Source organism: Amycolatopsis sp. NPDC104587, assembly GCF_055583645.1.
Map to the genome: position 1 here is coordinate 494296 of NZ_JBVJNO010000001.1, position 24329 is coordinate 518624.

At 70.5% G+C, this 24329-nt stretch carries 25 protein-coding genes and 1 pseudogene; 17 read left to right on the plus strand and 9 right to left on the minus strand.

The window, feature by feature from the left end; genetic code table 11:
- Positions 1–588 (plus strand): TetR/AcrR family transcriptional regulator, encoded by a 588-nt coding sequence (locus tag ACZ61C_RS02400; RefSeq protein WP_465302751.1) that lies wholly within the window; start codon positions 1–3, stop codon positions 586–588.
- A gap of 57 nt (positions 589–645) precedes the next feature.
- Here the strand turns inward: ACZ61C_RS02400 and ACZ61C_RS02405 are convergent.
- Positions 646–1795 (minus strand): annotated as a pseudogene (locus tag ACZ61C_RS02405) (citrate synthase 2).
- Positions 1796–2083: 288 nt separating this feature from the next.
- Here ACZ61C_RS02405 and ACZ61C_RS02410 point away from each other — a divergent pair.
- From ACZ61C_RS02410 to ACZ61C_RS02435, 6 genes are read left to right on the plus strand one after another with little or no spacing between them, the layout of a single operon-like run.
- On the plus strand, positions 2084–2386 hold the full coding sequence (locus tag ACZ61C_RS02410) for an urease subunit gamma (protein WP_465301962.1): 303 nt from the start codon (positions 2084–2086) through the stop codon (positions 2384–2386).
- Positions 2387–2396: 10 nt separating this feature from the next.
- Positions 2397–2702, plus strand: coding sequence for an urease subunit beta (locus ACZ61C_RS02415; protein WP_465301964.1), 306 nt, complete (start codon positions 2397–2399; stop codon positions 2700–2702).
- A 1-nt stretch (position 2703) separates the two neighbouring features.
- On the plus strand, positions 2704–4419 hold the full coding sequence (locus tag ACZ61C_RS02420; RefSeq protein ID WP_465301966.1) for an urease subunit alpha: 1716 nt from the start codon (positions 2704–2706) through the stop codon (positions 4417–4419).
- Positions 4419–5099: an urease accessory protein UreF gene (locus tag ACZ61C_RS02425; RefSeq protein WP_465301968.1), complete on the plus strand. Its 681-nt coding sequence runs from the start codon at positions 4419–4421 to the stop codon at positions 5097–5099. The genes ACZ61C_RS02420 and ACZ61C_RS02425 overlap by 1 nt, the downstream gene beginning before the upstream one ends.
- Entirely contained in the window at positions 5089–5793 is a 705-nt protein-coding gene (gene ureG, locus ACZ61C_RS02430) for an urease accessory protein UreG (RefSeq protein WP_465301970.1), read from the plus strand. Before ACZ61C_RS02425 ends, ureG begins: the two co-directional genes overlap by 11 nt.
- Positions 5790–6485 carry an urease accessory protein UreD gene (locus ACZ61C_RS02435; protein WP_465301972.1) on the plus strand — a complete coding sequence of 232 codons (696 nt, stop codon included), beginning with the start codon at positions 5790–5792 and terminating at the stop codon, positions 6483–6485. The genes ureG and ACZ61C_RS02435 overlap by 4 nt, the downstream gene beginning before the upstream one ends.
- Positions 6486–6678: 193 nt before the next feature.
- On the opposite strand, the gene ACZ61C_RS02440 is transcribed toward ACZ61C_RS02435, so the two are convergent.
- On the minus strand, positions 6679–7785 hold the full coding sequence (locus tag ACZ61C_RS02440) for a lipase family protein (RefSeq protein ID WP_465301974.1): 1107 nt from the start codon (positions 7783–7785) through the stop codon (positions 6679–6681).
- Positions 7786–7873: 88 nt separating this feature from the next.
- Here ACZ61C_RS02440 and ACZ61C_RS02445 point away from each other — a divergent pair, with 88 nt between their 5' ends.
- Positions 7874–8584: a TetR/AcrR family transcriptional regulator gene (locus ACZ61C_RS02445; protein ID WP_465301976.1), complete on the plus strand. Its 711-nt coding sequence runs from the start codon at positions 7874–7876 to the stop codon at positions 8582–8584.
- A gap of 49 nt (positions 8585–8633) precedes the next feature.
- On the opposite strand, the gene ACZ61C_RS02450 is transcribed toward ACZ61C_RS02445, so the two are convergent.
- Positions 8634–10301, minus strand: a complete 1668-nt coding sequence (locus ACZ61C_RS02450; RefSeq protein ID WP_465301978.1) for a purine-cytosine permease family protein — start codon at positions 10299–10301, stop codon at positions 8634–8636.
- A gap of 220 nt (positions 10302–10521) precedes the next feature.
- Here ACZ61C_RS02450 and pdxH point away from each other — a divergent pair, with 220 nt between their 5' ends.
- Entirely contained in the window at positions 10522–11199 is a 678-nt protein-coding gene (gene pdxH, locus ACZ61C_RS02455) for a pyridoxamine 5'-phosphate oxidase (protein ID WP_465301980.1), read from the plus strand.
- A gap of 9 nt (positions 11200–11208) precedes the next feature.
- On the opposite strand, the gene ACZ61C_RS02460 is transcribed toward pdxH, so the two are convergent.
- Positions 11209–12078 (minus strand): YwqG family protein, encoded by an 870-nt coding sequence (locus ACZ61C_RS02460; RefSeq protein WP_465301982.1) that lies wholly within the window; start codon positions 12076–12078, stop codon positions 11209–11211.
- 436 nt (positions 12079–12514) lie between these two features.
- Here ACZ61C_RS02460 and ACZ61C_RS02465 point away from each other — a divergent pair, with 436 nt between their 5' ends.
- Positions 12515–13780, plus strand: a complete 1266-nt coding sequence (locus tag ACZ61C_RS02465; RefSeq protein WP_465302753.1) for an MFS transporter — start codon at positions 12515–12517, stop codon at positions 13778–13780.
- Between the two features lie 22 nt (positions 13781–13802).
- Positions 13803–14351 (plus strand): DUF3558 family protein, encoded by a 549-nt coding sequence (locus tag ACZ61C_RS02470; protein WP_465301984.1) that lies wholly within the window; start codon positions 13803–13805, stop codon positions 14349–14351.
- A 3-nt stretch (positions 14352–14354) separates the two neighbouring features.
- Here the strand turns inward: ACZ61C_RS02470 and ACZ61C_RS02475 are convergent, their stop codons facing one another.
- From ACZ61C_RS02475 to ACZ61C_RS02485, 3 genes are read right to left on the minus strand one after another with little or no spacing between them, the layout of a single operon-like run.
- Positions 14355–15179 carry an MBL fold metallo-hydrolase gene (locus ACZ61C_RS02475; protein ID WP_465301986.1) on the minus strand — a complete coding sequence of 275 codons (825 nt, stop codon included), beginning with the start codon at positions 15177–15179 and terminating at the stop codon, positions 14355–14357.
- On the minus strand, positions 15176–16012 hold the full coding sequence (locus ACZ61C_RS02480) for an MBL fold metallo-hydrolase (RefSeq protein WP_465301988.1): 837 nt from the start codon (positions 16010–16012) through the stop codon (positions 15176–15178). The genes ACZ61C_RS02475 and ACZ61C_RS02480 overlap by 4 nt, the downstream gene beginning before the upstream one ends.
- On the minus strand, positions 16012–16590 hold the full coding sequence (locus ACZ61C_RS02485) for a TetR/AcrR family transcriptional regulator (protein WP_465301990.1): 579 nt from the start codon (positions 16588–16590) through the stop codon (positions 16012–16014). Before ACZ61C_RS02485 ends, ACZ61C_RS02480 begins: the two co-directional genes overlap by 1 nt.
- Before the next feature lie 66 nt (positions 16591–16656).
- Here ACZ61C_RS02485 and ACZ61C_RS02490 point away from each other — a divergent pair, with 66 nt between their 5' ends.
- The 3 genes from ACZ61C_RS02490 to ACZ61C_RS02500 are packed head-to-tail and all read left to right on the plus strand — an operon-like array spanning position 16657 to position 19264.
- On the plus strand, positions 16657–17562 hold the full coding sequence (locus tag ACZ61C_RS02490) for an aldose 1-epimerase family protein (RefSeq protein WP_465301992.1): 906 nt from the start codon (positions 16657–16659) through the stop codon (positions 17560–17562).
- Positions 17529–18035 (plus strand): GNAT family N-acetyltransferase, encoded by a 507-nt coding sequence (locus ACZ61C_RS02495; RefSeq protein WP_465301994.1) that lies wholly within the window; start codon positions 17529–17531, stop codon positions 18033–18035. The genes ACZ61C_RS02490 and ACZ61C_RS02495 overlap by 34 nt, the downstream gene beginning before the upstream one ends.
- Positions 18036–18046: 11 nt before the next feature.
- Positions 18047–19264: an amidohydrolase gene (locus ACZ61C_RS02500; protein ID WP_465301996.1), complete on the plus strand. Its 1218-nt coding sequence runs from the start codon at positions 18047–18049 to the stop codon at positions 19262–19264.
- Positions 19265–19312: 48 nt separating this feature from the next.
- On the opposite strand, the gene ACZ61C_RS02505 is transcribed toward ACZ61C_RS02500, so the two are convergent.
- Positions 19313–19870, minus strand: coding sequence for a Uma2 family endonuclease (locus ACZ61C_RS02505; RefSeq protein ID WP_465302755.1), 558 nt, complete (start codon positions 19868–19870; stop codon positions 19313–19315).
- Between the two features lie 86 nt (positions 19871–19956).
- The gene (locus tag ACZ61C_RS02510; protein ID WP_465301998.1) at positions 19957–21102 is read right to left on the minus strand and encodes an acyl-CoA dehydrogenase family protein; all 1146 of its coding nucleotides are present in this window, start codon (positions 21100–21102) and stop codon (positions 19957–19959) included.
- A gap of 105 nt (positions 21103–21207) precedes the next feature.
- Between ACZ61C_RS02510 and ACZ61C_RS02515 the strand changes: the two genes are divergently transcribed.
- From ACZ61C_RS02515 to ACZ61C_RS02525, 3 genes are all read left to right on the plus strand, one after another.
- Entirely contained in the window at positions 21208–21783 is a 576-nt protein-coding gene (locus tag ACZ61C_RS02515; protein ID WP_465302000.1) for a TetR/AcrR family transcriptional regulator, read from the plus strand.
- 42 nt (positions 21784–21825) lie between these two features.
- The gene (locus tag ACZ61C_RS02520) at positions 21826–22767 is read left to right on the plus strand and encodes a carbohydrate kinase family protein (RefSeq protein WP_465302002.1); all 942 of its coding nucleotides are present in this window, start codon (positions 21826–21828) and stop codon (positions 22765–22767) included.
- Positions 22768–22964: 197 nt separating this feature from the next.
- Entirely contained in the window at positions 22965–24281 is a 1317-nt protein-coding gene (locus ACZ61C_RS02525; protein WP_465302004.1) for a citrate synthase, read from the plus strand.
- Positions 24282–24329: the final 48 nt, after the last annotated feature.

The window sequence follows — 24329 nt, forward strand, 5'->3', positions numbered from 1 at the left end:
ATGTCCCCGCAGGCCCGTCGGGACGACCTGATCCGCGCCGCGCTCGACCTGTTCGGCTCGCGGGCGCCGGAGCTGGTGACGGTGGACGACATCGTCGCGCGCGCCGAGGTGTCGCGGCCGTTGTTCTACCGGTACTTCTCCAGCCTTCGCGAGCTGCAGGTGGAGGCGCTGCGCACGGTCACCGACGGGCTGATCGACGGCCTGGCCGGGCTCGAGGAGGGCCCGCCGGAGGTGCGGCTGCGGGCGGCCGTGCGTGGCCTGGTCGACGTCGCCGACCACTACCGCGCGGGCTACATCGCGTTGCTGCGCAGCGGTTCGGTGATCGCGACGTCCGAAACGGACGCGGCGGTCGACGAGGTCCGCAACCGCGCGGTGGCCCTGATCCTGGACGCCCTGGCCGTCGAGCACCCCTCGCCGTTGCTGCTGCTCACCCTGCGCTGCTGGACCGCGGTCGTCGAAGGCGCCCTGCTCAGCTGGCTCCAAGAACGCACGGTCCCGCGCGAGCTGCTGGACACGTGGCTGGTCGACCAGCTCACGGCCATGCTCAGCGTCACCGCCACCCACGACAAGAGCGGCACTTTCACGTGAAAGTGACGTGGAGGTGGTAACTCCGGATCACTTTCACGTGAAAGTGCAGCATTGGGGTCAGTGCTTGGTGACGAGCTCCCAGCCCTCGACCTCTTCCGGGGTGCGCGGCGCCGGGCCGACGTACTTGGCCGACGGCCGCACCAGGCGTCCGGTGCGCTTCTGCTCCAGGATGTGCGCGGCCCAGCCGGCGGTGCGGGCCGAGCTGAACATCGCGGGCATCATGTGCGGCGGGACCTGGGCGAAGTCCAGGATGACGGCCGCCCAGAACTCGACGTTCGTCTCGATCGGGTGATCCGGACGCCGCTCGCGCAGCTCCTTCAACGCCGCCTGCTCCAGCGCCGCGGCCGCCTCGAAGCGGGTCGCGCCGAGCTCCTGGCACGTGCGCCGCAGCACGCGCGCCCGCGGGTCCTCCGCGCGGTAGACGCGGTGGCCGAAGCCCATCAGGCGTTCCTTGCGGTCGAGGATGCCCTTGACCAGGCCCGCCGGGTCACCGGTGCGTTCGACTTCTTCGATCATCGGCAGCACGCGCGCCGGCGCGCCGCCGTGCAGCGGGCCGGACATCGCGCCGATCGCGCCGGACATGGCCGCCGCGACGTCGGCGCCGGTGGACGCGATGACCCGGGCGGTGAAGGTCGACGCGTTGAGGCCGTGTTCGGCGGCCGACACCCAGTAGGCGTCCAGCGCCCGGACGTGCGCGGGGTCCGGCTCGCCGCGCCAGCGGATCAGGAAGCGCTCGGTGATCGAGTGGGCCTCGTCGACGCGGGTCTGCGGGACGGCGGGCTGGCCGATGCCGCGCGCGGACTGCGCGACGTAGGACAGCGCCATGACCGAAGCGCGGGCCAGCTGCTCGCGCGCCTCTTCGTCGGTGATGTCGAGCAGTGCGCGGTAACCCCAGATCGGGGCGAGCATGGCCAGCGCGGCCTGGACGTCGACACGGGACGTCACCGGTGTGCACCGGCAGCGGGAACGGCTCGGCGGGCGGGAGGCCGTGGCCGAACCGGCCGTCGACGAGCAGGCCCCACACGTCGCCGAAGGTCACCTTTCCGGCGAGGTCCTCGATGTCGACGCCGCGGTAGCGCAGCGCACCGCCGTCCCGGTCGGGTTCGGCGATCTCGGTGTGGAAGGCGACAACGCCCTCCAGACCCGGTCGGAAGCCGTCGTCGGGTTGGCCGGACGGCTGAGGCTTGCTGATCGTGGAGGTAGTCACTGTTTCGCGGAACCTTTCGGTGCGCTTTTTCCCCGTCTTGGTGGTGGTGCTCGCGCGGACGGAAATGCGCACGGAACGCGCGCGCCATCGCACGGATGGATAGACCTTGCTCCCTCGATCGCCGGGGGGCAATCGAAAGAAGCGGTGGTTTCGGTCACGATTACGAGAACGATTCAGTCACCGAGGCTGTCCGACCGGAGAATTTTCGCCACGGACTGTGACGAAAGCCAGGTTAAAGGTATGTTTCCGAACCAGGCGGGACCGTGGTCCGGGTGATAGACCTGAGCGATGCACCTCAGTCCGCAGGAGCGCGACAAGCTGCTCATCCACGTGGCGGCGGACGTCGCGCGGCGGCGGTTGGACCGGGGCGTCCGGCTCAACTACCCGGAGGCCGTCGCGCTGATCACCGACCACGTCCTCGAAGGGGCCCGCGACGGGCGCACGGTCAGCGAGCTGGTCGCGAGCGGTCGGACCGTGCTCTCGCGGGCACAGGTGCTCGACGGCGTGCCCGAGATGGTCGACTCCGTGCAGGTCGAGGCCACTTTCCCGGACGGCACGAAGCTCGTCACCGTGCACGCCCCGATCGTCTGAGAGGTCCGCGATGCACCCTGGCGAGATCATCCCCGGCGACGAGCCGGTCGAGTTGAACGCGGGCCGCGCGCGCGTCCGGCTGCTCGTGCGCAACCTCGGCGACCGGCCGGTCCAGGTCGGCTCGCACTACCACTTCGCCGCGGTGAACCCGGGCCTCGAATTCGACCGCGACGCCGCCCGCGGGCACCGGCTCGACGTCCCGGCCGGCACGTCGGTGCGGTTCGAACCCGGCGTCGAGCGTGAGGTCGACCTGGTGCCGCTCGCCGGCGCGCGCCGGGTTCCGGGCCTGCGGTCCGAATTTTCGGGAGAGTTCTGAAATGCCGCAGATCGACCGCGAGCGTTATGCCGAGCTTTTCGGGCCGACCACCGGTGACCGGATCCGGCTCGCCGACACCGACCTGCTGATCGAGGTCACCGAGGACCGCTCGATGGGCCCCGGCGGCTCGGGCGACGAGGTGCTCTTCGGCGGCGGCAAGGTCATCCGCGAGTCCATGGGCCAGGGCACGGCGACCCGCGCCGAGGGCGCGCCCGACCTGATCATCACCGGCGCCGTGATCCTCGACCACTGGGGTGTCGTCAAGGCCGACGTCGGTGTGCGCGACGGCCGGATCGTCGGCATCGGCAAGGCGGGCAACCCGGACACCATGGACGGCGTCGACCCCGCGCTGGTCATCGGCCCGTCGACGGAAGTGCTGTCCGGCAACGGGAAGATCCTCACCGCGGGCGGCATCGACTGCCACGTCCACTTCATCTGCCCACAGCTCGTCGACACGGCTCTGGCGGCCGGACTGACCACTTTGGTCGGTGGTGGCACCGGGCCCAACGAGGGCACGAAGGCCACGACCGTCACGCCCGGCGCGTGGAACCTCGGCCGGATGCTGTCCGCGATGGACGGTTACCCGGTCAACGTCCTGTTGCTGGGCAAGGGGAACACCGTCCGGCACGAGGCTCTGCGGGAGCAGCTGGCCGCCGGCGCGGGTGGGTTCAAGCTGCACGAGGACTGGGGGACGACGCCCGCCGCGATCGACGCGTGTCTCACGGTGGCCGACGAAGCCGGGGTCCAGGTGGCCATCCACACGGACACGTTGAACGAGGCCGGGTTCCTGGAATCCACTGTGGACGCGATCGGCGGACGGTCGATCAACGCGTACCACACCGAAGGCGCCGGCGGCGGGCACGCGCCGGACATCATCCAGGTCGTGTCCCTGCCGAACGTGCTGCCGTCGTCGACCAACCCGACCCGGCCGCACACGGCCAACACCCTCGACGAGCACCTCGACATGCTGGTGGTCTGCCACCACCTCAACCCGTCGGTGCCCGAGGACCTCGCGTTCGCCGAAAGCCGGATCCGGCCGTCGACCATCGCCGCCGAGGACGTCCTGCACGACATGGGTGCGATCTCGATGATGAGCTCGGACTCGCAGGCGATGGGCCGGATCGGCGAGGTGATCATCCGGACCTGGCAGACGGCGCACGTGATGAAACGCCGTCGCGGCGCGCTGCCCGGCGACGGCGCCGCGGACAACCTGCGTGCGCGTCGGTATGTCGCCAAATACACCATCAACCCGGCCATCGCGCACGGCATGGAGACCGAGATCGGCTCGGTCGAGGTCGGCAAGCTCGCGGATCTCGTCCTGTGGGAGCCGAAGTTCTTCGGCGTCCGGCCGCACGTCGTGCTGAAGGGCGGTTTTCCGGCGTGGGCGGCGATGGGAGACGCGAACGCGTCCATCCCGACCCCGCAGCCGGTCATGGCGCGCCCGATGTTCGGCGCTTCGATCGGCGCGGCGCTGAGCCTGCACTTCGTCGCGCCGTCCGCTTTGGACAGTGGACTGCGGGAGACGTTCGGCATCACGCGTCCGCTCGTCGCCGTGTCGAACATGCGGGCCCGGACCAAGGCGGACATGGTGCTCAACGACGCCACCCCGGACGTCCGGGTCGAGCCGGACAGCTTCGCCGTGCACGTCGACGGTGAGCTGATCGAGCCGCAGCCGGTGACGGAACTGCCGATGGCCCAACGGTACTTCTTGTTCTGATGGACCTCTCGGCGCTCATTCTCGCGGACTCCCGCTTCCCCGGCGGCGGCCACGTCCACAGTGGCGGGCTGGAGGAAGTCGTCGCCCGTCGGCTGGTGACTTCGGTGAGCGACCTCCCGGGATTCCTTTCCGGACGGTTGCGGACGGCAGGTTCGCTGGCGGCGGTTTTTGCTGCCGCTTCAGCGCATACGGCAGCTCGGTCTGTCGCTAGTGGACACTGGAACCGCCTGGACGCGGAACTGGACGCGCGGACGCCGTCGCCGGCGCAGCGCGAGGCGTCGCGGGCGCAGGGCCGGGGAACCGCGCGGGCCGGGCGGATCGCTTGGCCGTCACCGGTGCTTTCCGCTCTGCTGGAGGAAACTCCGCGGCCGCACCACCCGATCGTGCTGGGTGCGCTGGTCGGTGGTGCGGGCGGTTCGCCGTACGACGCCGCGATGGCCGTCGCCTACCTGGCGGTGAGCGGGCCGGCCAGTGCGGCGGTGCGGCTGCTGGGGCTGGACCCGTTCGCCGTCAACGCCGTGGTCGCGCGGCTCGACCTGCGTTCGGTTTGTGAGGCCGCGGCCGCGGTCGCCGGGGACGATCCGGCGGCGCTGCCGTCGCCGGGGTCGCCCGCGTTGGATCTGTTCGCCGAGGCACACGCCCGGCACCACCAGGAAGAGGTGCGTCTCTTTGCCAGCTGAAGGCCACGGCCACGGTCACTTCCACGAGGTCAACTTCGACCCGACGGCCGCCGAACCGGACCACTACGACGCCGCGCCGACGGCCGGGCGCGCCTACCGGATCGGCATCGGCGGCCCGGTCGGCTCCGGCAAGACGGCGCTGACGGCGGCGCTGTGCCGCGCGCTGGGTGACGAGGTCAACCTCGCCGTGGTCACCAACGACATCTACACCACCGAAGACGCGGACTTCCTGCGCCGCGCGGGTGTTCTCGACCCGGAGCGGATCGAGGCGGTGCAGACGGGCGCGTGCCCGCACACGGCGATCCGCGACGACATCACCGCGAACCTCGACGCCGTCGAGCGGCTGGAGGAGAAGTTCCCGGACCTGGACCTGGTGATCATCGAAAGCGGCGGCGACAACCTCACCGCGGTGTTCAGCCGCGGCCTGGCCGACAGCCAGGTGTTCGTGGTGGACGTCGCGGGCGGCGACAAGGTGCCGCGCAAGGGCGGCCCGGGGGTCACGACGGCGGACCTGCTGGTGATCAACAAGATCGACATCGCGCACCTGGTCGGCGCGGACATGGACGTGATGACGTCGGACGCGCACCGGATGCGCGGTCCGCTGCCGGTCATCACGCAGTCCCTTGTGGACACCCCGGACGCGCCGGCGGTGGCCGACTGGGTCCGCTCGTTGCTGCCGGTCCGCGCGGGGTGAAGGCCCACGCCCGGCTGACGGCGTGCTTCGACGGCTCGCGCACGGTGTTGCGCGAGCTGCGTTCGATGGCGCCGTTGACGCTGTTCCCCCGCCGCGGCGGCGGCCGGACGGCGGTGGTCCACCTGGTCAACTCGGCGACGGCGCCCTTGGGTGGCGACGACCTGCTGCTGACCGTTCACGTCGGCCCGGGTGCGTCGTTGCGCCTTTCGGGCGTGGCGGCGACCCTGGCCCTGCCCGGGCTTCGGGGTGAGGGTTCGCTGTCCACAGTGGAGGTTTTGGTGGAGGACGGTGGCTCGCTGGAGTATCTGCCTGAGCCGACGGTGGTCACGGCTCGTGCTCGGCACACAGCGGTGTTCCGGGCTTCGCTGGCTGCCGACGCGTATTTGCACACGCGTGAGGTGCTGGTGCTGGGGCGGGCGGGGGAGCGTCCGGGTTTGTTGACCACCAGGCAGAACGTGACGCGGGGCTCGGTGCCGGTGCTGCGTCAGACTTTGACGGTGGGGGATTCTACTTTGGACTCCAGTCTGGCGGTGCTGGCTGGGCGTCGGGTGCTGGCGACGGATCTGGTCGTCGGGGGGCCGGAGCTGCCGGCGGAATCCGGTGAGTGGTGGTCCCGGACGCCGCTCGCCGCCGGCGGAATCCTGACGACTTCGCTGGCTCCGGACGCGGTTACGGCCTTGGCGCCGTTCTGAGCAGCCCCCGATTTCCACGCTACCGGAGGGCGCCGACAGTTTCGGGCGTCCGCCGCTGCGGTGCCATGAGTGACTCATTCATGGCGTTCGGGATGCGGTGGCACCGGCGGCAGAACCGCGACTTCGCCACCGTCGAGCCGCTGGGACCCGATCGCTCGCCGGGGAAGACCCCCTGCGCCGTCCCCGGCGAGCGTCAGAACTTGGTGCCCAGCCAGCTCATCGCCACCGGGCCGCCGATCGACACCCCCGCGATGTGCTCCAGCAGCGGAAACTCCTGCCACGTCACCGAAGCGCCCGAAGACCTCCAGCGGTCGCGCAGGGCCGTGCCGACGCTGAACGGGATCAGCTCGTCCGCCGTCCCGTGGTACAGGAACACCGGGGCCGCCGGCGCCACCGTGCCCAGCAGGTTCGCGTTCAGCCGGGCCTGCCAGCGCGGGTCGTGGATCGGGTCGGGCACCGTCACGAAGTCCCGCAGGTGCGCGAACGGCGCCGCCGCGCCCAGTTCTACCGTGCACGCCTGGGACACCTTCGACACCGCCGCGCGGCCGCGGTCGTTCAGGATCGACTCGAACGGCAGCTCCGGGTACGCCGCGGCGAAACCCGTTGCCGCGCCGAGGACCAGGCCGAACGCCGCGCCGCCGTCGTTCGAGCGGAACACCGCGTTCAGGTCCGCCGGCACCCCGCCCGCCGCGACCCCGACCACCCGCAACGAAGGCGCGTACGAAGCCTGCAGCTCCGCCGCCCACGCCGCGGCCTGGCCGCCCTGCGAATACCCGAACACGCCGACCGGCCCGGCGGCCGACAGGCCGGCGCCCGGAACCAAGGCCGCCGCGCGGGCCGCGTCGAGGACCGCTCGGCCCTCGGACTGCCCGACCGCGTACGTGTGCGTGCCCGGTGTGCCCAGTCCTTCGTAGTCCGTGACAACCACCGCCCAGCCCTGGGACAGTGCCTGCGCCAGCAAAGCGCTTTCGTTCTCGATACCGTGCGCCAGGAGGTTCGACGGCGCGCACCGGTCGCCGAGCCCGTGCGTGCCCACCGCGTACGTGACCAGCGGACGCGGGCCACCGCGCAACCAGGGTGCCGCCGGCACCAGCAGAGTTCCGGAGACGGCGTTCGGCGCGCCGGTCGCCGACGTCGAACGGTAGAGGAGGTGCCACGCCCTGACCGGCGCCGGGAACGGGCCGACGAAGACTGTCGCCGGGCGCTGGTCCAGCAGGGTCCCGGGTGCGCTCGACGCGTTCGCCGCGGGGGCGGCCGCCACGAAAAGGAGCGTGACGGCGACCAGTAACCGACGAAGCACCCTTGCCTCCGGCTGGTGGTAATCGAGATTTTCACAAGTTAGCCACCCCGGTAGGATCTGACAATCCCTCGAAAGGAGGAGAGAGCCGGTGGCTCGCACCTACGGCGGGGTCACGGCCGAGAAGCGCCGTGCCGACCGGCGCGAGCGATTGCTCGTGGCCGGCCTGGAGCTGTTCACCTCCACCGGTTTCCGGCACACCAAGATCACCGAGCTGTGCGCGCGGGCGGGGGTGTCGACGCGGAACTTCTACGAGGAGTTCACCAGCAAGGAAGACGTGCTCCGCACCCTCCACGACCGGATCAACAGCCTCGCGCTCGCCCACGTGACGGCGGAGGTCGAAAAGGTCGCCGACGCCGACGCGCTCACCCGCATCTCGACGCTGCTGGACGTCTTCATCGCCACGGTCACCTCGGATCCGCGGATGCCGCGCCTCAACTACGTCGAAGCGGTCGGCGTCAGCGCGGAACTGGAGGCGCAGCACCAGGTGTGGGTCGACCGCTGGGCGAACTTCATCGCGGCGGAGGCGAGCCGCGCCGCGGACCACGGCGTCGCGCCCCGACGCGACTACCGGCTGACGGCGATCGCGCTGGTCGGCGCGGGCACCGGGCTGCTGCGCGAATGGCAGGCGCACGAGCCGCCGCTGCCGGTGGAAGAGGTCGGCGCGGAGTTCCGCGCGATGATGCTGGCGGCCATCATGCGGCCGGAAAAAATCTTGGAACTGCCGGGCAACCCCGGTGCTGTCCCGGACGTGAACGAGTCGAGCCGGGAGGGGGAGCAGGGGGGACCCCGGCCGAAGTGAAGGCCCTGTTCCCGGCAGCGGACGCCGGGAACAGGGCCTTCACGGCACTTTACGCCGGGCGGACCGTCGGCAGGCCGAGCGCCACCGGGCCGGCCGTCTGGCACAGGTCGTGGCAGGTGTTGTCGAGCGTGCAGCACAACGAGCAGATCGGGCCGCTCTGCTTCGCGCAGTCGGCGATGTCCGGCAGCTCGTACGGATCACCGCAGACCGAGCAGGTGTAGGTCGCCCGCAGGTCGGCGTCGGGCCCGGCGACGTCGTTCGGCCGGGCCAGGTAGTACTTCCCGCGCGTGACGACGGCGAGCGTCGGCACCAGCACGATCGCGATCAGCAGGGCCAGCAGCGGGCTGAACGCGGCCAGGAACTGCCCGAAGGCGCCGAAGTACGCCACGATCGACACCGCTGAGGCGACGAGCATCGAGCCGAACCCGACCGGGTTGATCTTGTGCAGGTAGGCCCGCTTGAACTCGATGTGCCGCGGAGACAGCCCCAGCGGCTTCGCGATCACGAGGTCGGCGCAGACCGCGCCGATCCACGCGATCGCGACGTTCGAGTAGAAGCCCAGGATCTTGTTGAGGAAGCCGAACGCGCCGAACTCCATCAGCGCGAGCGCGATCCCGCAGTTCACCAGCACGTACCAGACGCGGCCGGGGTGCTTGTGCAGCACGCGGGAGAAGAAGTTCGCGAACGACAGCGACCCCGAGTACGCGTTCGTCGTGTTGATCTTGATCTGCGAGACGACGACGAACAGCGCGGCGAACGTCAACGCGACCGGGCCGAGCGCCGGCTTGACCGCTTCGAGGTACGGCGCGATCGGCTCGAGCGCGTGCGTCTGGCCGACCACGCCGAGCGCGAGGAACGCCAGCAGCGCGCCGCCGATCTGCTTCGCGGCCCCGAGGATGACCCAGCCGGGCCCGGCGGCGAGCACCGCGGCCCACCACGAGCGTTTGTTCTCCGCCGTCTTCTCGGGCATGAACCGCAGGTAGTCGGCCTGTTCGCCGATCTGCCCGATCAGCGACAGCGCGACGCCCATGCCGAAGCCGAACCCGATCGCGGAGAACCCGGCGCCGGCGCCCTCGGTGCCCCCGAAGTGGGTGAACTCGGCGAACTTCCCGGGTTCGCGGACCAGCACGACGACGAACGGCAGCGCCAGGCCGGCGATCCACAGCGGCTGCGTCCAGGTCTGCATCTTCGCGACCGCGCCCATGCCGTAGAGCGCGAACGGCAGCACGATCAACGTCGCCAGGAGGTAGCCGATCGGCAGCGGGATGCCGAGCGCCAGCTCGAAGGCCTGGCCCATGATCGAGCCTTCGAGGGAGAAGAAGATGACGGTGAAGCTCGCGTAGACGAGCGAAGTGAGCGTCGACCCGAAGTAGCCGAAGCCCGCTCCGCGGGTCAGCAGGTCCATGTCCACTCCGGACTTCGCGCAGGCGGCCGCGATCGGCACGCCGGTCGTGAAGATGACGACGGCCGCGGCCAGGATCGCGAGCACCCCGGACGTGAAGCCGTAGGAGAGGACGATGCTGGCGCCGATCGCGAAGTCGGCGAGGTAGGCGATGCCGCCCAGCGCCGTCGTCGCGACCACGAACGGTGACCATTTCCGGAACGAATGAGCGGCGAAGCGCAGTGAATAGTCCTCGCGGTTCTCGTTGGCCGCGAGCGGGGCGTACCGGCGTTTCGGCGGAGCGCTTTCTTCGGCGTTCGACAGGGTCTCGGTCATGCCTGCCTCCGGGGGGTGGTGGGGAACGCGCCGAAGGTAGGTCGGTCCTGTATCGATCCTGGTCCGGCGGGTAACGCACGGGTTACGGCTTGTTGTCCAGCGGTTACGCCGCGGTGGTGTCGGGTGTCACCGTTCAGTGGGTTCCGCCGCAGCTCGGAAGGCCCTAACGTGCCTAAGGCCGAAGTCGACTGATGCCCCGACCGGGCGTGGAGGTTTGGCGATGACGCCGAGGATCGAGGACCAGGTGGAAGACGCCGTAGTTCGCCTGCCCGGAATGCGGGTCGCGTACGACGGCGCGGCGTTCGACGAGTCCGCCCTGGCGGCCACGTGGACCGACCAGCTGCAGGGGTGGCTGAACCAGGCCGTCTCCTCGGGGATGGCCGAACCGAACGCGATGGTGCTGGCGACGGCGGACGCCGAAGGCCGGCCGTCCTCGCGCACCGTGCTGTGCAAGGGCCTCGACGACCGCGGTGTCGTGTTCTACACGAACTACACGTCCGAGAAGAGCCACGACCTGACCGCGACGCGGTACGCCTCGGTGACCTTCCCCTGGTACCCGCTGCACCGCCAGGTCCACGTCCGCGGCGAGGTCGAGAAGGTCGGCGTCAAAGAGACGGCGGAGTACTGGGCCCAGCGCCCGCGCGGCTCGCAGCTGGGGGCGTGGGCGTCCCCGCAGTCCCGTGTGGTCGACGGCCGCCGCGCGCTCGACAACGCGCTCCACGGCATCGAGCGCCGCTTCGCCGACACCGAGCAGATCCCGGCCCCGCCCCACTGGGGCGGCTGGCGCATCCGCCCGGACCTGGTGGAGTTCTGGCAGGGCCGCGAGGACCGCATGCACGACCGGCTCCGTTACGTCCGCAACGACGACGGCTGGCAGATCGAGCGCGTCGCCCCCTGAGCCGGGGCGTCAGCCGCACTGCATGGTGCACCTCGCTTCCCCGAAGCGGCCGGCTTCGAGGTCGGCGGTTCGGATGACCCAGTAGAGCGACCCGACGTCGCCCCACATCATCTCGGTGGCTTTTTCGCTCGTGATCTCCGCGAGCAGCACCCAGCGGGCCGCTTCGTCGGCCAGCCGGGGATCGGCCCAGGAGCCGTCGAGCAGCGCGGCGGCGACTTCGACCTCGACCGCGCCCTGAACCGGACTGGCGAACCCGCCGACGTGGTGGCCGAGCCCGTCACCGGCGGCGTCGTAGACCAGGTCGCCGAACACGTCGGTGCCCCATTCGTCGAGTTCTTCGGCGTCCTCGACTGCCTCGGTCAGCGTCGCGCCGCTCGCGGTCGTGGTGCGGTCCAGCAGGATGTGCTCCCGCTCGGGAGCGGTGGCCACGACCTCGGCGTACTTGTCCTGCGCGGGGTAGGGGACAACACCGCCGGGCGCGCTCCTGGGCGCGACCGGCGCGTCTGCCGGGACGAAGAGCACCCGGCTGCCCTCGGCGTCTTCGACCGCCGCCGAATCGGCTTCGACGGGCCGCCGGTCCCCGTCGAAGTAGAAGAACAGCAGCGTGCCCGCGGCCGGCAAAGGAATGTTCAGGAACTCCCGCGGCAGTGCGCCGCAGTCGACGGCCGCGACGAAGTTGAGCGGCCCGCGGCCCGGCCAGGTGGGCCACTCCGTCTCCGCCGGCAGCTCCGGATCACCGCCGAGCCGCGCCACGCGCGGCCCTTCCCCGGTCGGGACCAGCCGGATCCCCGGCCGCATCAGCCCGGTCCACGCCGTCGCCAGCTCGGCGGGCAGCCGGTCGTGGGCCAGGGCACTGAGTCGATCTCCCCAAGAAGTCACCCGCTGATCTTGGCAGGGGGGTCCGACAAAACGCCGGTTTCGAGCGCCTCGGTCCTGGGTTGTGCACAGCCCGGCCGTGATGTGGACAACCGCCTTCCGACCGCGGCTTTTCCGGCCTTTCGTCGGGAGGCGCGGCGCGGTGGCCGCTCAAATGAGGTGAATGATTCGCTCACACCATCGCGACCGGACTCTCGAACGACATTGCTCAAGTCGGCGGTCGGAGCGAGTTGAGACGCGGCCCGCCGTTGCAGGGGCCGCAGTCGCCGACGGCAGCTCGGCTGCGCGAATCCGACCTTGACGGAACCCTGCCAGGGAGGGCGGGGTCTGTTTTCGAGGACGTCAGCCGCCACCGCAGAGTTCGTGGCGACGAAAATCACGCGACCGGAGATAGTTAGCCGAGCTAAGCTCGTTTGTTGTGACTGGTGAACCGGGGACCATGCCGCCCCGCTCGGGCCTGCGGGGGCTGCTCGGCCGCATCATCGTCGACACCCGGCCGCTGAAGATCCCGGCCTTCCGACGGCTCTGGCTGTCCACTGTGGTCACCGCCGTGGGCACCCAGCTGACCGCCGTCGCGGTGCCCAAGCAGGTCTTCGACCTCACCGGCTCCTCCGCCTACGTCGGCCTCACCGGGCTCGTCGCGCTCGTCCCGCTGCTGGTCTTCGGGCTCTGGGGCGGGGCCATCGCCGACGCCGTCGACCGGCGGAAGCTGCTGCTCGTCACCAACGTCGGGGTCGCGATCACCTCCGCGCTGCTCTGGCTGCAGGCGTTCATGAACTTCGGCTCGGTCTGGCTCGTCCTCGCCCTGCTGGCCCTCAACCAGGCGTTCTTCGCGATCAACATGCCCACCCGCGGCGCGGTGGTCGCCCGGCTCGTCCCGGCCGAGCTGCTGCCGTCGGCGAACGCGCTGAACACCACCATGTCGACCTTCGGCGCCGTCTTCGGGCCGCTCATGGCCGGGGCGCTGATCCCCGTCCTCGGCCTCTCGACGCTCTACCTGATCGACGTCGTCGCCCTCACCATCACGCTCTTCGCGGTCTGGCGGCTGCCGTCGATCCCGCCGCTCAACGGCCCGTCGCGCCGCGCCGGCGTCCGCGACGTCGTCGACGGCTTCCGGTACCTCGGCGGGCAGAAGATCCTGCTGGCCTCGTTCGTCGCCGACATCATCGCGATGGTGTTCGGGATGCCGCGGGCACTGATCCCCGAGATGGCCGAACGCACCTTCGGCGACCCGCCCGGCGGCGGCCCCGCGCTCGGCTGGCTCTACGCCGCGCTGCCCGCCGGCGCGATGCTGATCGGCCTGTTCTCCGGCTGGCTGACGCGCATCCACCGCCAGGGTGTCGCCGTGGTCGTCTCGATCTGCGCGTGGGGCGCCGCGGTGGCCGCGTTCGGGCTCGCGCACTCGCTCTGGCTCGCGGTCCTCTTCATGGCGCTGGCCGGCGCCGCCGACATGGTCAGCGCGGTCTACCGGATGGCCATCCTGCAGACGGCGACGACCGACGAGATGCGTGGCCGGCTCCAGGGTGTGTTCACGGTGGTCGTCGCGGGTGGCCCGCGGATCGCCGACCTGACCCACGGCTGGGGCGCCGCCGCGTTCGGCACGGAAGCCGCGGCGACCGTCGGCGGGCTGCTGGTCATCGTGCTGGTGTGCGCCTCGATGCTGGTGCTCCCGGCGTTCTGGCGGTACCGCGCGCCCGTAGCGTGACGAAGCGGGTACGGTGCGGGACATGCGCACCCTCGCCGTCGTCTTTGTCGCTTTTGCCGCTTTGACTGCCTGCTCCTCGGGGGACGAGCCGTCGAAGGCTCCTTCGTCCTCGAAGCCGTCCCCGGCGCCCAGCTCGAAGGCCACCGCGGCCTCGCTGGACCCCTGTCAGCTGCTGCCCGCCGACGCCGTCTCGAAGGCGCTCTTCCTCGACAACCTCAAGGCTGTCCCGGGCCCGGTCCAGGACAACGCGGCCAACGGCGGAAAGGCCCGCAGCTGTGAGTACCAGCTCGACGGCAAGGCCGCGGGCGCGCTCGCGGTGACCCGCTACGAGGGCCGCCAGGCGAAGCCCGCCGACATGGTGGCGTCGATCAAGAAGGCGAAGGCGGGCGCGCAGGACGTCGCCGGCTTCCCGGACGGCGCCGTGTACTACGTCGACGACCAGAAGACGGCGACGCTCGCCTCGGCGGAGCTCGTGTCGGGCACACCTGTGCTGGTCAACTACACCGGCCCGGCCAAGATGACGCCGGACGTGATGGCGCCGCTGGTCAAGAAGGCCCTCGAAGCGAGCTGACGCTCACCGGCGCAGCGCGGCCAGCTCGACCGGGCTGTGCGCCGAGAACACCGTGACCTCGTTCTGGTGGTCGCGGGCCAGCTCGTGCAGCCGCGCCAGGTTCTCCAGCCGCGGCCCGCGCAGCGTCTGGACGATGTTCTGGAACGCCGTCAGCCCCGGCGGGCAGTGCGGTGCGACCGGGTCCAGCTGGCCGTGGAAGAAGTACGCGTCGCCGGCGTGCAGGAGCCAGCCGTCGCCGGTGTCGACCGCGACCCCGGTGTGGCCGCGCGTGTGGCCGGTCAGCGGGACCAGCAGGATCTCCTCCGGCAGACCCTTGAGCGCGCGGACGGCGTCGAAGCCGAACCACGGCTCGCCCGTCTCGTCGTAGGTGCTCCACAGCGGGTGGTGCGCGAACTGCGCGGCCCGGTAGCGGTTCTTCTCGGCCGCGTTCGCCGGGGCCGTCGCCGCCCGGTGCTCCTCCGCGCGGACGTGCACCACGGCGTTCGGGAAGTCGGCGAGCCCGCCCGCGTGGTCGACGTCGAGGTGGGTCGTCACGATGTGCCGGACGTTCGCCGGGTCGAGGCCGAGCGCCTTGATCTGTGCGACGGCCGTCTCGGCGGCCTGGGGCTTGGCGCCGACCATGGTCAGGAACGGCCGGCCGAGCCACTCGCCGGGCCGGGCCACCCCGCGGCTGCCGAACCCGGTGTCGACCAGCACCAGGTCGTCGCCGGTCTCGATGAGCAGGCAGTGCGCGACCAGCTCGGACCGCCGCAGCAGGCCGGGCTCGCCGTCGAGCAGCTTGCCGCCCGCCGGGCGCATGGTTCCGCAGTTCAGGTGGTGCACCTTCATACGCTGCTCCTGGTGCTCAGCCGGAGGAACTCGGTCTCGTCGTGCGCGGCGAAGACGGTGACCTCGTCGCCGTGCTCCTGAACAAGCTGGCGCAGGCGGCGATGATTGTCCAGCCGGGCGCCGCCGACGGTTTCCATCCGGCCCTCGAACCACTTCAGGCCCGGCGGGCAGTGCGGGGCGGCGGGGTCGACCTGGCCGTGGAAGAAGTACGAGTCGCCGGCGTTGAGCAGCCAGCCGCTGCCGGTGTCGACGGCCACGCCCGCGTGCCCGCGCGTGTGCCCGGAGAGCGGGATCAGCAGGATCTCCGGCGGCAGGCCGTCGAGCTGCCGGACGGCGTCGAAGCCGAACCACGGCTCACCGCTGTCCGCATAGGACGTCCATTGTGGACCATGGGCGAACTGGATCCGCCGGTACCGGCCGCGTTCCTTGCTGTCACGCGGTTCCTGGAACGCCCGCAGCTCCTCGGCGTAGACGTGCACGCGGGCCCACGGGAAGTCGATGAGCCCGCCCGCGTGGTCGAGGTCCAGGTGGGTCAGCACGATGTCGCGGACGTCGGCCGGGTCGAAGCCGAGCGCCCGGATCTGCGCGATCGCGGTCTGCGCGGGGTCGGCCACCGGGTTGGACTGGCGGACGAACCCGGCGCCGAGCCAGGCTTCCCGGTCGACGGCGGCCGGGGTGCCCATGCCCGTCTCGACGAGCACGAGACCGGTGTCCGTCTCGAGCAGCAGGCAGTGGCAGACCATGGTGGCGCGCCGGAACAGGCCCGGCTCGCCGTCGACGAGCTTGCCGCCGAGCGGCCGCATGGTGCCGCAGTTCAGGTGGTGGACGCGCATCAGGAGAACTCCCGGTCGAGGGTGGCGTGCAGGTGGGCGGCGACGGCGCGCAGCGGCGCGACGTCCCGGCGGGTGCGGGCCAGCAGCAGCCCGCCTTCGATCGTGGCGAGCACCACGGTGGCCAGCTCGTCCGCGCGTTGGGCGGAAAGTCCTTGCGCGGCCAGGTAGTCCGCGAGGATGCCGTGCCAGGACGAGTAGCCGTCCGCGCAGGCTTCCCGGATCGGCTCGCTCGCCGCGGCGGCGTCCAGTGCGACCGTCGCGAGTGGACAGCCGCGCTGGAAGTCCGACTCCGTCAGGAATCCCGCGAGCGCCTCGACGGCCTGGGTGATTGCCGTCGGGGCGTCGGGCGCGGCCTGCACGATCGCCCTGAGCATCGCGCCGGTGCGCTCGCTCGAAAGCTGGACGGCCTCGGCGGCGAGCTGCTCCTTGCCGCCGGGGAAGTGGAAGTAGAGCGACCCCTTGGGCGCGCCCCCGGCCGTGGTCAGCTGGGTGAGGCCGGTGGCGTGGTAGCCCTGGGTCTGGAACAGGTCGGCGGCGGTGTCGAGCATCCGCTGCCGCGTGTCGGTGCGGCGAACCATGGCACGACCGTAGCGCAAACTATGACGACCGGTCTAGTGACTTCGCGGATCGGTAAGGTCGTCCGCATGGGCAACCCGACCGGTCAGCAGTTCGAGATCACCCGCGGCAACGCGCGCGCCGTCGTCACCGAAATCGGCGCCGGGCTGCGCGCGTTCGAGGTCGGCGGAGTGCCGTACGTCGAGGAGTTCCCCGAAGACGCGAAGCCGCCGAAGGGCGCCGGACAGGTCCTGCTGCCCTGGCCGAACCGCACCAAGGCCGGCAAGTGGACGTTCCAGGGTGAGGAGCAGCAGCTCGAGATCACCGAGGCCGCGCGCGGCAACGCCATCCACGGCCTGACCCGTCACCTCGAGTGGGAGCTGCTGGAGCACGCCGAGTCGTCGATCACGCTGGCCGTCGACGTCGAGGTGCAGCCCGGCTGGCCGGTGCCGCTGCGCGCGACCGTCACCTACGAGCTCGCGCCGCGCGAACTGACCATCACCCACGAAATCCGCAACGAGGGTGAGCAGCCGATCGGCGTCGGCGTCGGCACGCACCCGTACTTCCGGATCGGCGACGTCCCGACCGACGACCTGACCCTGACGCTGCCCGCGAGCCGGGTCCGGCCGTACGTCGGCGACGAGCAGATGCCGTACGCGCCGGAGCAGGACGTCGAAGGCACCGAGTACGACTTCCGCGGCGGGCGGGTCCTCAAGGACGTCGACCTCGACACGGCGTTCGGCACACTGACGGCGGCTGCGGACGGCACGCACCACTTCGTCCTCGGCCACGAGGACCAGCAGCTCGTCGTCTGGACCGGCCCCGACTTCCGCTGGGCGCAGGTGTTCACCCCGGACGACCTGGTCGGGCGCGGCCGGGCCGTCGCGATCGAGCCGATGACCTGCCCGGCCGACGCGCTCAACACCGGCACCGACCTGATCGACCTCGAGCCCGCGGCGTCGTGGTCGGGCAGCTGGGGCATCCGGGTCCGGTGACGCCGCTTCGCCTGAGCGTCGCCGACGCGGGCGAAGTGCTGACGCTGCAACGCGCCGCGTACGTGACCGAAGCCCGCGCGCACGACGACTTCGACCTGCCGCCGCTGCTGGAGACGCTGCCCGAGACACAGGCGGCGCTGGAGACCGGTCTTTCGTGGGGCTTCCGGGACCACGGACGGCTGGTGGCGTCGGTGCGGCTGACGGTGTCCGGGCCGGTCGCGACGGTCGGCCGGCTGGTCGTGGCGCCGGACCGGCAGGGTGCGGGGCTGGGCAAGGCGCTGCTGCTGGCCGCGGAGGCCGCGGCGCCCACAGCCGTGACGGTCTTCCGGCTGTTCACCGGGTCGAAGAGTGTCGGGCCGCAGGCGCTGTACCTCAAGCTGGGCTACCGCGAGACGCACCGGACGCCGGAGCACGGCTACCAGCTCGTCCACTTCGAGAAGGCCCGTGTGGAGTGTTCCCGCGCAGTTCGTTAGCGTGGCGAACTATGGCGAAGGCAATTGTCGGGGGCTACGTCGTCCCCATCGACGGTGATCCCATCGACGGCGGCACGGTCCTCATCGACGACGGGAAGATCGTCGCGGTCGGCGCCGAGGCCGACGTCGACATCCCGGAGGACGCCGAGCTGGTCGACGCGGCCGGCACCTGGGTGCTGCCGGGCTTCTTCGACGCCCACGCGCACCTCGGCGTCCACGAGGACGGCGAAGGGTGGGCCGGTAATGACACGAACGAGATGACCGACCCGAACGGCGCCCGCTTCCGCGCGATCGACGGCATCGACCCGTACGAGCCCGGCTTCGACGACGCGCTGGCCGGCGGCGTCACGAGCGTCGTCATCAAGCCCGGCTCGGGCAACCCGATCGGCGGCCAGACGATCGGCGTCAAGACGTGGGGCCGCAGCATCCTCGACATGGTGTTCGCGGAGCAGGTCAGCGTGAAGAGCGCGCTCGGCGAGAACCCGAAGCGCGTGTACGGGGAGAAGAAGCAGACGCCGTCGACCCGGCTGGGTGTCGCGGCGATCCTGCGCGAGGCGTTCACGAAGGCCCGCAACTACCAGGCGAAGCGCGCGCACGCGGAGTCCGAGGGCAAGCCGCACGAGGTCGACCTCACGATGGAGACCCTGTCGAAGGTCCTCGACGGCGAGCTGTACTGGGACCAGCACGTCCACCGCGCCGACGACATCGTCACGGCGCTGCGGCTGGCCGACGAGTTCGGCTACAAGCTGGTGATCAACCACGGCACCGAGGGCCACCTGATCGCGGACCTGCTGGCTTCGCGCGACGTTCCGGTCATCCTGGGCCCGCTGTTCACCACGAAGTCCAAGGTGGAGCTGCGCAACCGGACGCTGCGCTCGGCCGGCATCCTGGCGCGCGCGGGCGTGAAGATCGCGATCACGACGGACCACCCGGTGATCCCGATCAACTTCCTGGTCTACCAGGCGGCCCTGGCCGTCAAGGACGGCCTCGACCCCGCGACGGCCCTGCGTTCGCTCACCGTGAACCCGGCTGAGATGCTGGGGCTGGACGGGCAGATCGGATCGCTGAAGCCGGGCCTGGACGCGGACGTGGTGCTGTGGAGCGGCGACCCGCTCGATGTGATGAACCGCGCGCTGCGGGTGTTCGTCCGCGGCGCCGAGGTGTATCACTTCGACGAGCAGCTGGGCGAGGGTGTTTCCGCGGACCGCAGGTACCGCGAAACCCACTGAGTTTCGGACGGCACGCCGGTTACCGGGCGGTTCCGGCGTGTCGTCCGATCAGTCGAGAAGCGCGTCCAGGTCGATCTTGACCGGGAACGGGACGTCGGTGGTGAAGCTGCCGGTGACCGCTGACGCGTCCTGGTAGCCGAACTCGCCCGCTTGGTGGCACGCGACCAGCGAGATGGGATCGGTGATGTCGACGAGCCAGTAGTGGGAGATCCCCGCATCGGCGTATTCGTCGTGCTTGACGTGGTAGTCAGTGCGCTTCGAGCCCGGCGAGACGATTTCAACGACAACGACCACTTCGTCGGCTCGAAGCATGTCGTTGTCGTCGCGAGCGAGCGCGGCCTTGTCGAAGATCAGCAGGTCCGGCCGGCGGGAGAAGCCGGGTTCACCGGCGGATGCCAGTCGCAGGTCCAGGTCGATTCCGTGGACGAAGTCGAGCTCGGGTGGCACCTGCGGTTCGAGCTGCCGGCACAGCTCGAACGCCGCGCAGTTGTGCGCGGCGCCCGGATTCGGCAACGTCACCACGCAGCCCTCCACGAGTTCGGTGAAACCGACTTCGGTCTCGCCGAGCGCTGCGTACTCGTCGATGGTCAGCAGGCGAACAGGAATCACGGGCACGGCACTCCACTGAAGTCGGACTGAACGTGAAGTGACGCTATCCGTACCGTGCGTGTGACAGCATTCGCTCAGCCGGGTCAGCTCGCCTTCAGCTCCCGCGCGATGACCATCCGCTGGATCTGGTTGGTCCCCTCGAAGATCTGCGGCACCTTCGCCTCCCGCATGTACCGCTCCACCGGGAAGTCCCGCGTGTACCCGGCCCCGCCGAGGACCTGGACCGCGTCCGTCGTCACCTTCATCGCGCCGTCCGTGGCCACCAGCTTCGCGATCGACGCCTGGCGCTGGAACGGCAGCCCGCGGTCGCGTCGCCGGGCCGCCTCCAGGTAGGTCGCTCGGGACGACTCCACCGTCGCCGCCATGTCGGCCAGGAGGAACTCGACGCCCTGGAAGTCGATGATCGGGCGGCCGAACTGCGAGCGGCCCTTCGCGTACTGCACCGCTTCGTCCAGCGCCGCCTGCGCCAGGCCCACCGCGCACGCCGCGATGCCGAGGCGGCCCGAGCTCAACGACGACAGCGCGATCCGGAGACCGTCGCCCTCCGCGCCCAAGCGCCGGGAAGCGGGCACGCGCGCGTTGTCGAAGATCATCTGGGCCGTCGGGGACCCCGTGAGGCCCATCTTCCGCTCGCGCGGCGCCGCCGAGAGGCCGTCCGTCGACGCCGGGACCAGGAGGCACGAGATGCCGTGGCCGGCGTCGTCGCTCGTGCGGACCATCGTCGTGTAGAAGTCGGCCGCCCCCGCGTGGGTGATCCACGCCTTCGTGCCGTTGACGACGTAGTCCGAGCCGTCGAGACGCGCGCGCGTGGTCAGGGCCGCCGCGTCCGAGCCCGCCTGGGTCTCCGACAGCGCGTACGCCCCCAGGAGCGAGCCCTCCAGCATGTCCGGGAGCCAGCGGTCGCGCTGCTCGTCGGCGCCCCACTCGGCCAGCGCGTAACAGGACATCGTGTGCACCGAGAGCCCGACGCCGACCGTCATCCACGCGGCCGCGAGCTCCTCGAGGACCTGCAGGTAGACCTCGTACGACAGCTCGCCGCCACCCCAGCGCTCCGAATACGGCAGCCCCAGCAGCCCGGACTTGCCGAGCAGGCGGAACTGCTCGCGCGGGAACTCCTCGGCCTCCTCGGCCGCGGCCGCCCGGGGCGCGAGCTCGTCGCGCGCGATCTCGGTGGCCAGCGCGAGCAGGTCCTCGGCGGCCGAATCGGGCAGCAGGCGTTCGGCGGGCATCGTCGTCCTCCAGCAAAACGGTACTGAAAACAGTACTGTGGGCCCGCTCAGAGTACAGTAAGAAGAGCCTGGGGTGGCCGACTAGCGGTAAGGGATAGTGGTCCGATGGAAGCCCGTCGCCGGCCCACGGCTCGCCAGCGAGCCCTGCTCGCCGACCTCGAGGCGCTTTTCCTCGCCGAAGGCTTCGCCGTCTTCACGCTGGAGGACATCGCCACCCGCCTGCGCTGCTCGAAGTCGACGCTCTACGCCCTCGCGCCCAGCAAGGAGCAGCTCGCCGTCAAGGTCGTCACGCAGTTCTTCCGGGGCGCCGCGGAGCGGATCGAGGAGCGGATCGCCGGCATCGACGACGCCCGCAAGCTCATCGGGGAGTACCTCGACGGCGTCGCCGAGCACCTGAACCGGGCGTCCGCGGCGTTCATGCGCGACCTCGCCGAGTTCGGCCCGGCCCGTGAGGCCTACCAGCTCAACAGCAGATACGCGGCGAAGCGGCTTCGCGACTTCATCGACCAGGGTGTCGCCGAAGGGGTGTTCCGCGACGTCCACGCGCGCCTCGTGGCGGAGATGACCGGGCTGATCATCGAAGGCATCCAGACCGGGGTGCTCGGCCGGCGGACCGACGTGTCCGACGCCGAGGCGTTCACCGCCCTGGGTGAACTGCTCCTCGGCGGGCTGAACAAATAGCGGACAGGAATTGTCAGCCTCCGGTCACTTAAACTCCTCCTCGTGATCGTCGTAGGCGGAGAAGCTCTGGTCGACCTGGTTCCCGGCGACCCCCTGGATTCCACTGTGGACGGTGGGTTGCGCGCGCTGCTGCCGCGGCTCGGCGGCGGCCCGTACAACGTCTCGCTGGCCGCCGGCCGGCTCGGCGTGCCGACGGCCTTCCTCTCGCGCGTGTCCACCGACCGCTTCGGCGACGCGATGGTCGAGCGGCTGCACGCCTCGGCCGTCGACACCACGCTGCTGCAGCGCGGAGGCGAGCCGACGACGCTGGCCGTCGTCGCGCTCGACGCGAAGGGCGCGGCGCACTACACGTTCTACGTCGAGGGAACCGCCGACCGGCTCGTCGCCGACCCGGGACCGCTGCCGGAAAACGTGACGGCGCTCTCGCTCGGCACGCTCGGCATGGTCCTCGAGCCCGGCGCCTCGGCGTACGAAGCGATCCTGCGGCGCGAGGCCGCCCGCGGGGTGCTGACCGTGCTCGACCCGAACATCCGCGAAGCGCTCATCACCGACCCTGCCGCCTACCGCGCCCGGTTCACCTCCTGGCTGCCGGACGTCCGGCTGCTGAAGATCTCCGACGACGACGCCGCGTGGCTCACCGAAGGCGCCGACCCGGTCGCCGCGGCGAAGACGTGGATCGAGTCCGGTGTGGACGCCGTGGTGCTCACCCGGGGCGCCGACGGCGTCGCGGTGATCACCGCCGCAGGTGAGCTGGCCCACGTGCCGTCGCGCAAGGTCACCGTCGTCGACACGATCGGCGCGGGCGACACGGTCCAGGGTGCGCTGCTGGCCTGGCTGCACACCCACGATGTCACTGACCTGGCCGCACTGGACGCGGACGCGTGGCGCGAAGCTCTCACGTTCGCCGCAAAAGCGGCCTCGATCACCGTCTCCCGCAGCGGCGCCGAACCGCCGACGTCGGCCGACATGGCATCCACCGTGTGAACCTGGTCCCAAAGGGGCCCCCAGGAGCAACGTCACCGCTGCGCGAACACACGTTTCTCGACTAGCGTAGAGGGGCATTCTTCATACCCCAGCGGGGCGGTGTGCAGCGAGGCGCCAGTGTTTCCTCGCGTGAACACGTGGCTACCTGTGGAACGTACAGGCGCCGCCGGCCCGTGCCCAACGTGAGAGGGACTTGCATGTCCGACGCGACGACTGCGGGGCAGTCCGGCGGCGAAACCGCGAAGCTGACCCTGCCGAGTGGCGAGCACGAGTTCAAGATCGTCCACCCGGTCGAGGGCGCGCCCGGGATCGAACTGGGGAAGCTGCTGGCGCAGACGGGGCACATCACCTACGACCCCGGCTTCGTCAACACCGGCGCCGCGTCGTCCGCCATCGCCTACATCGACGGTGACGCCGGCATCCTCCGGTACCGCGGGTACCCGATCGAGCAGCTGGCCGAGAAGTCGACCTTCGTCGAGGTTTCCTACCTGCTGATCTACGGCGAGCTGCCGACCGAGGCCCAGCTGGCCGACTTCACCGAGAAGATCCAGCGCCACACGCTGCTGCACGAGGACCTCAAGGCGTTCTTCAGCGGCTTCCCGCGCGACGCGCACCCGATGCCGGTGCTGTCCAGCGCGGTGTCGGCGCTGTCGACGTTCTACCAGGACTCGCTCGACCCGTTCGACGAGCCGAACGTGGAGCTGTCGACCATCCGCCTGCTCGCCAAGGTCCCGACCCTGGCCGCGTACGCGTACAAGAAGTCCGTCGGCCAGCCGCTGCTGTACCCGGACAACTCGCTCGGCCTGGTCGAGAACTTCCTGCGGATGACGTTCGGCTTCCCGGCCGAGCCGTACGAGGTCGACCCGGACGTCGCGAAGGCGCTCGACCTGCTGTTCATCCTGCACGCCGACCACGAGCAGAACTGCTCGACCTCGACGGTGCGCCTGGTCGGCTCGTCCGAGGCGAACCTGTTCGCGTCGATCTCGGCCGGTATCAACGCGCTGTTCGGCCCGCTGCACGGCGGCGCGAACGCGGCGGTCCTCGACATGCTCGAGGGCATCCAGCGCGACGGCGGCGACGTCGCCAAGTTCGTCGAGCGGGTGAAGAACAAGGAAAAGGGCGTGAAGCTGATGGGCTTCGGGCACCGGGTCTACAAGAACTACGACCCGCGCGCGAAGATCATCAAGAACACCGCGGACGAGATCCTCGGCAAGCTCAAGGGCGGCGACCAGCTGCTCGACATCGCCAAGAAGCTCGAAGAGACCGCCCTTTCGGACGACTACTTCATCGAGCGCAAGCTGTACCCGAACGTGGACTTCTACACCGGCCTGATCTACCGGGCGCTGGGCTTCCCGACGAAGTTCTTCACGGTGCTGTTCGCGCTCGGCCGCCTGCCGGGCTGGATCGCGCACTGGCGCGAGATGATCAACGACCCGGCCACCAAGATCGGCCGCCCGCGGCAGATCTACACCGGTTACCCGTCGCGGGACTACATCCCGATGTCGGAGCGCTGAGCGCTCTCACCCTGGCAAACGCCCCGTCGTGCACACGCACGGCGGGGC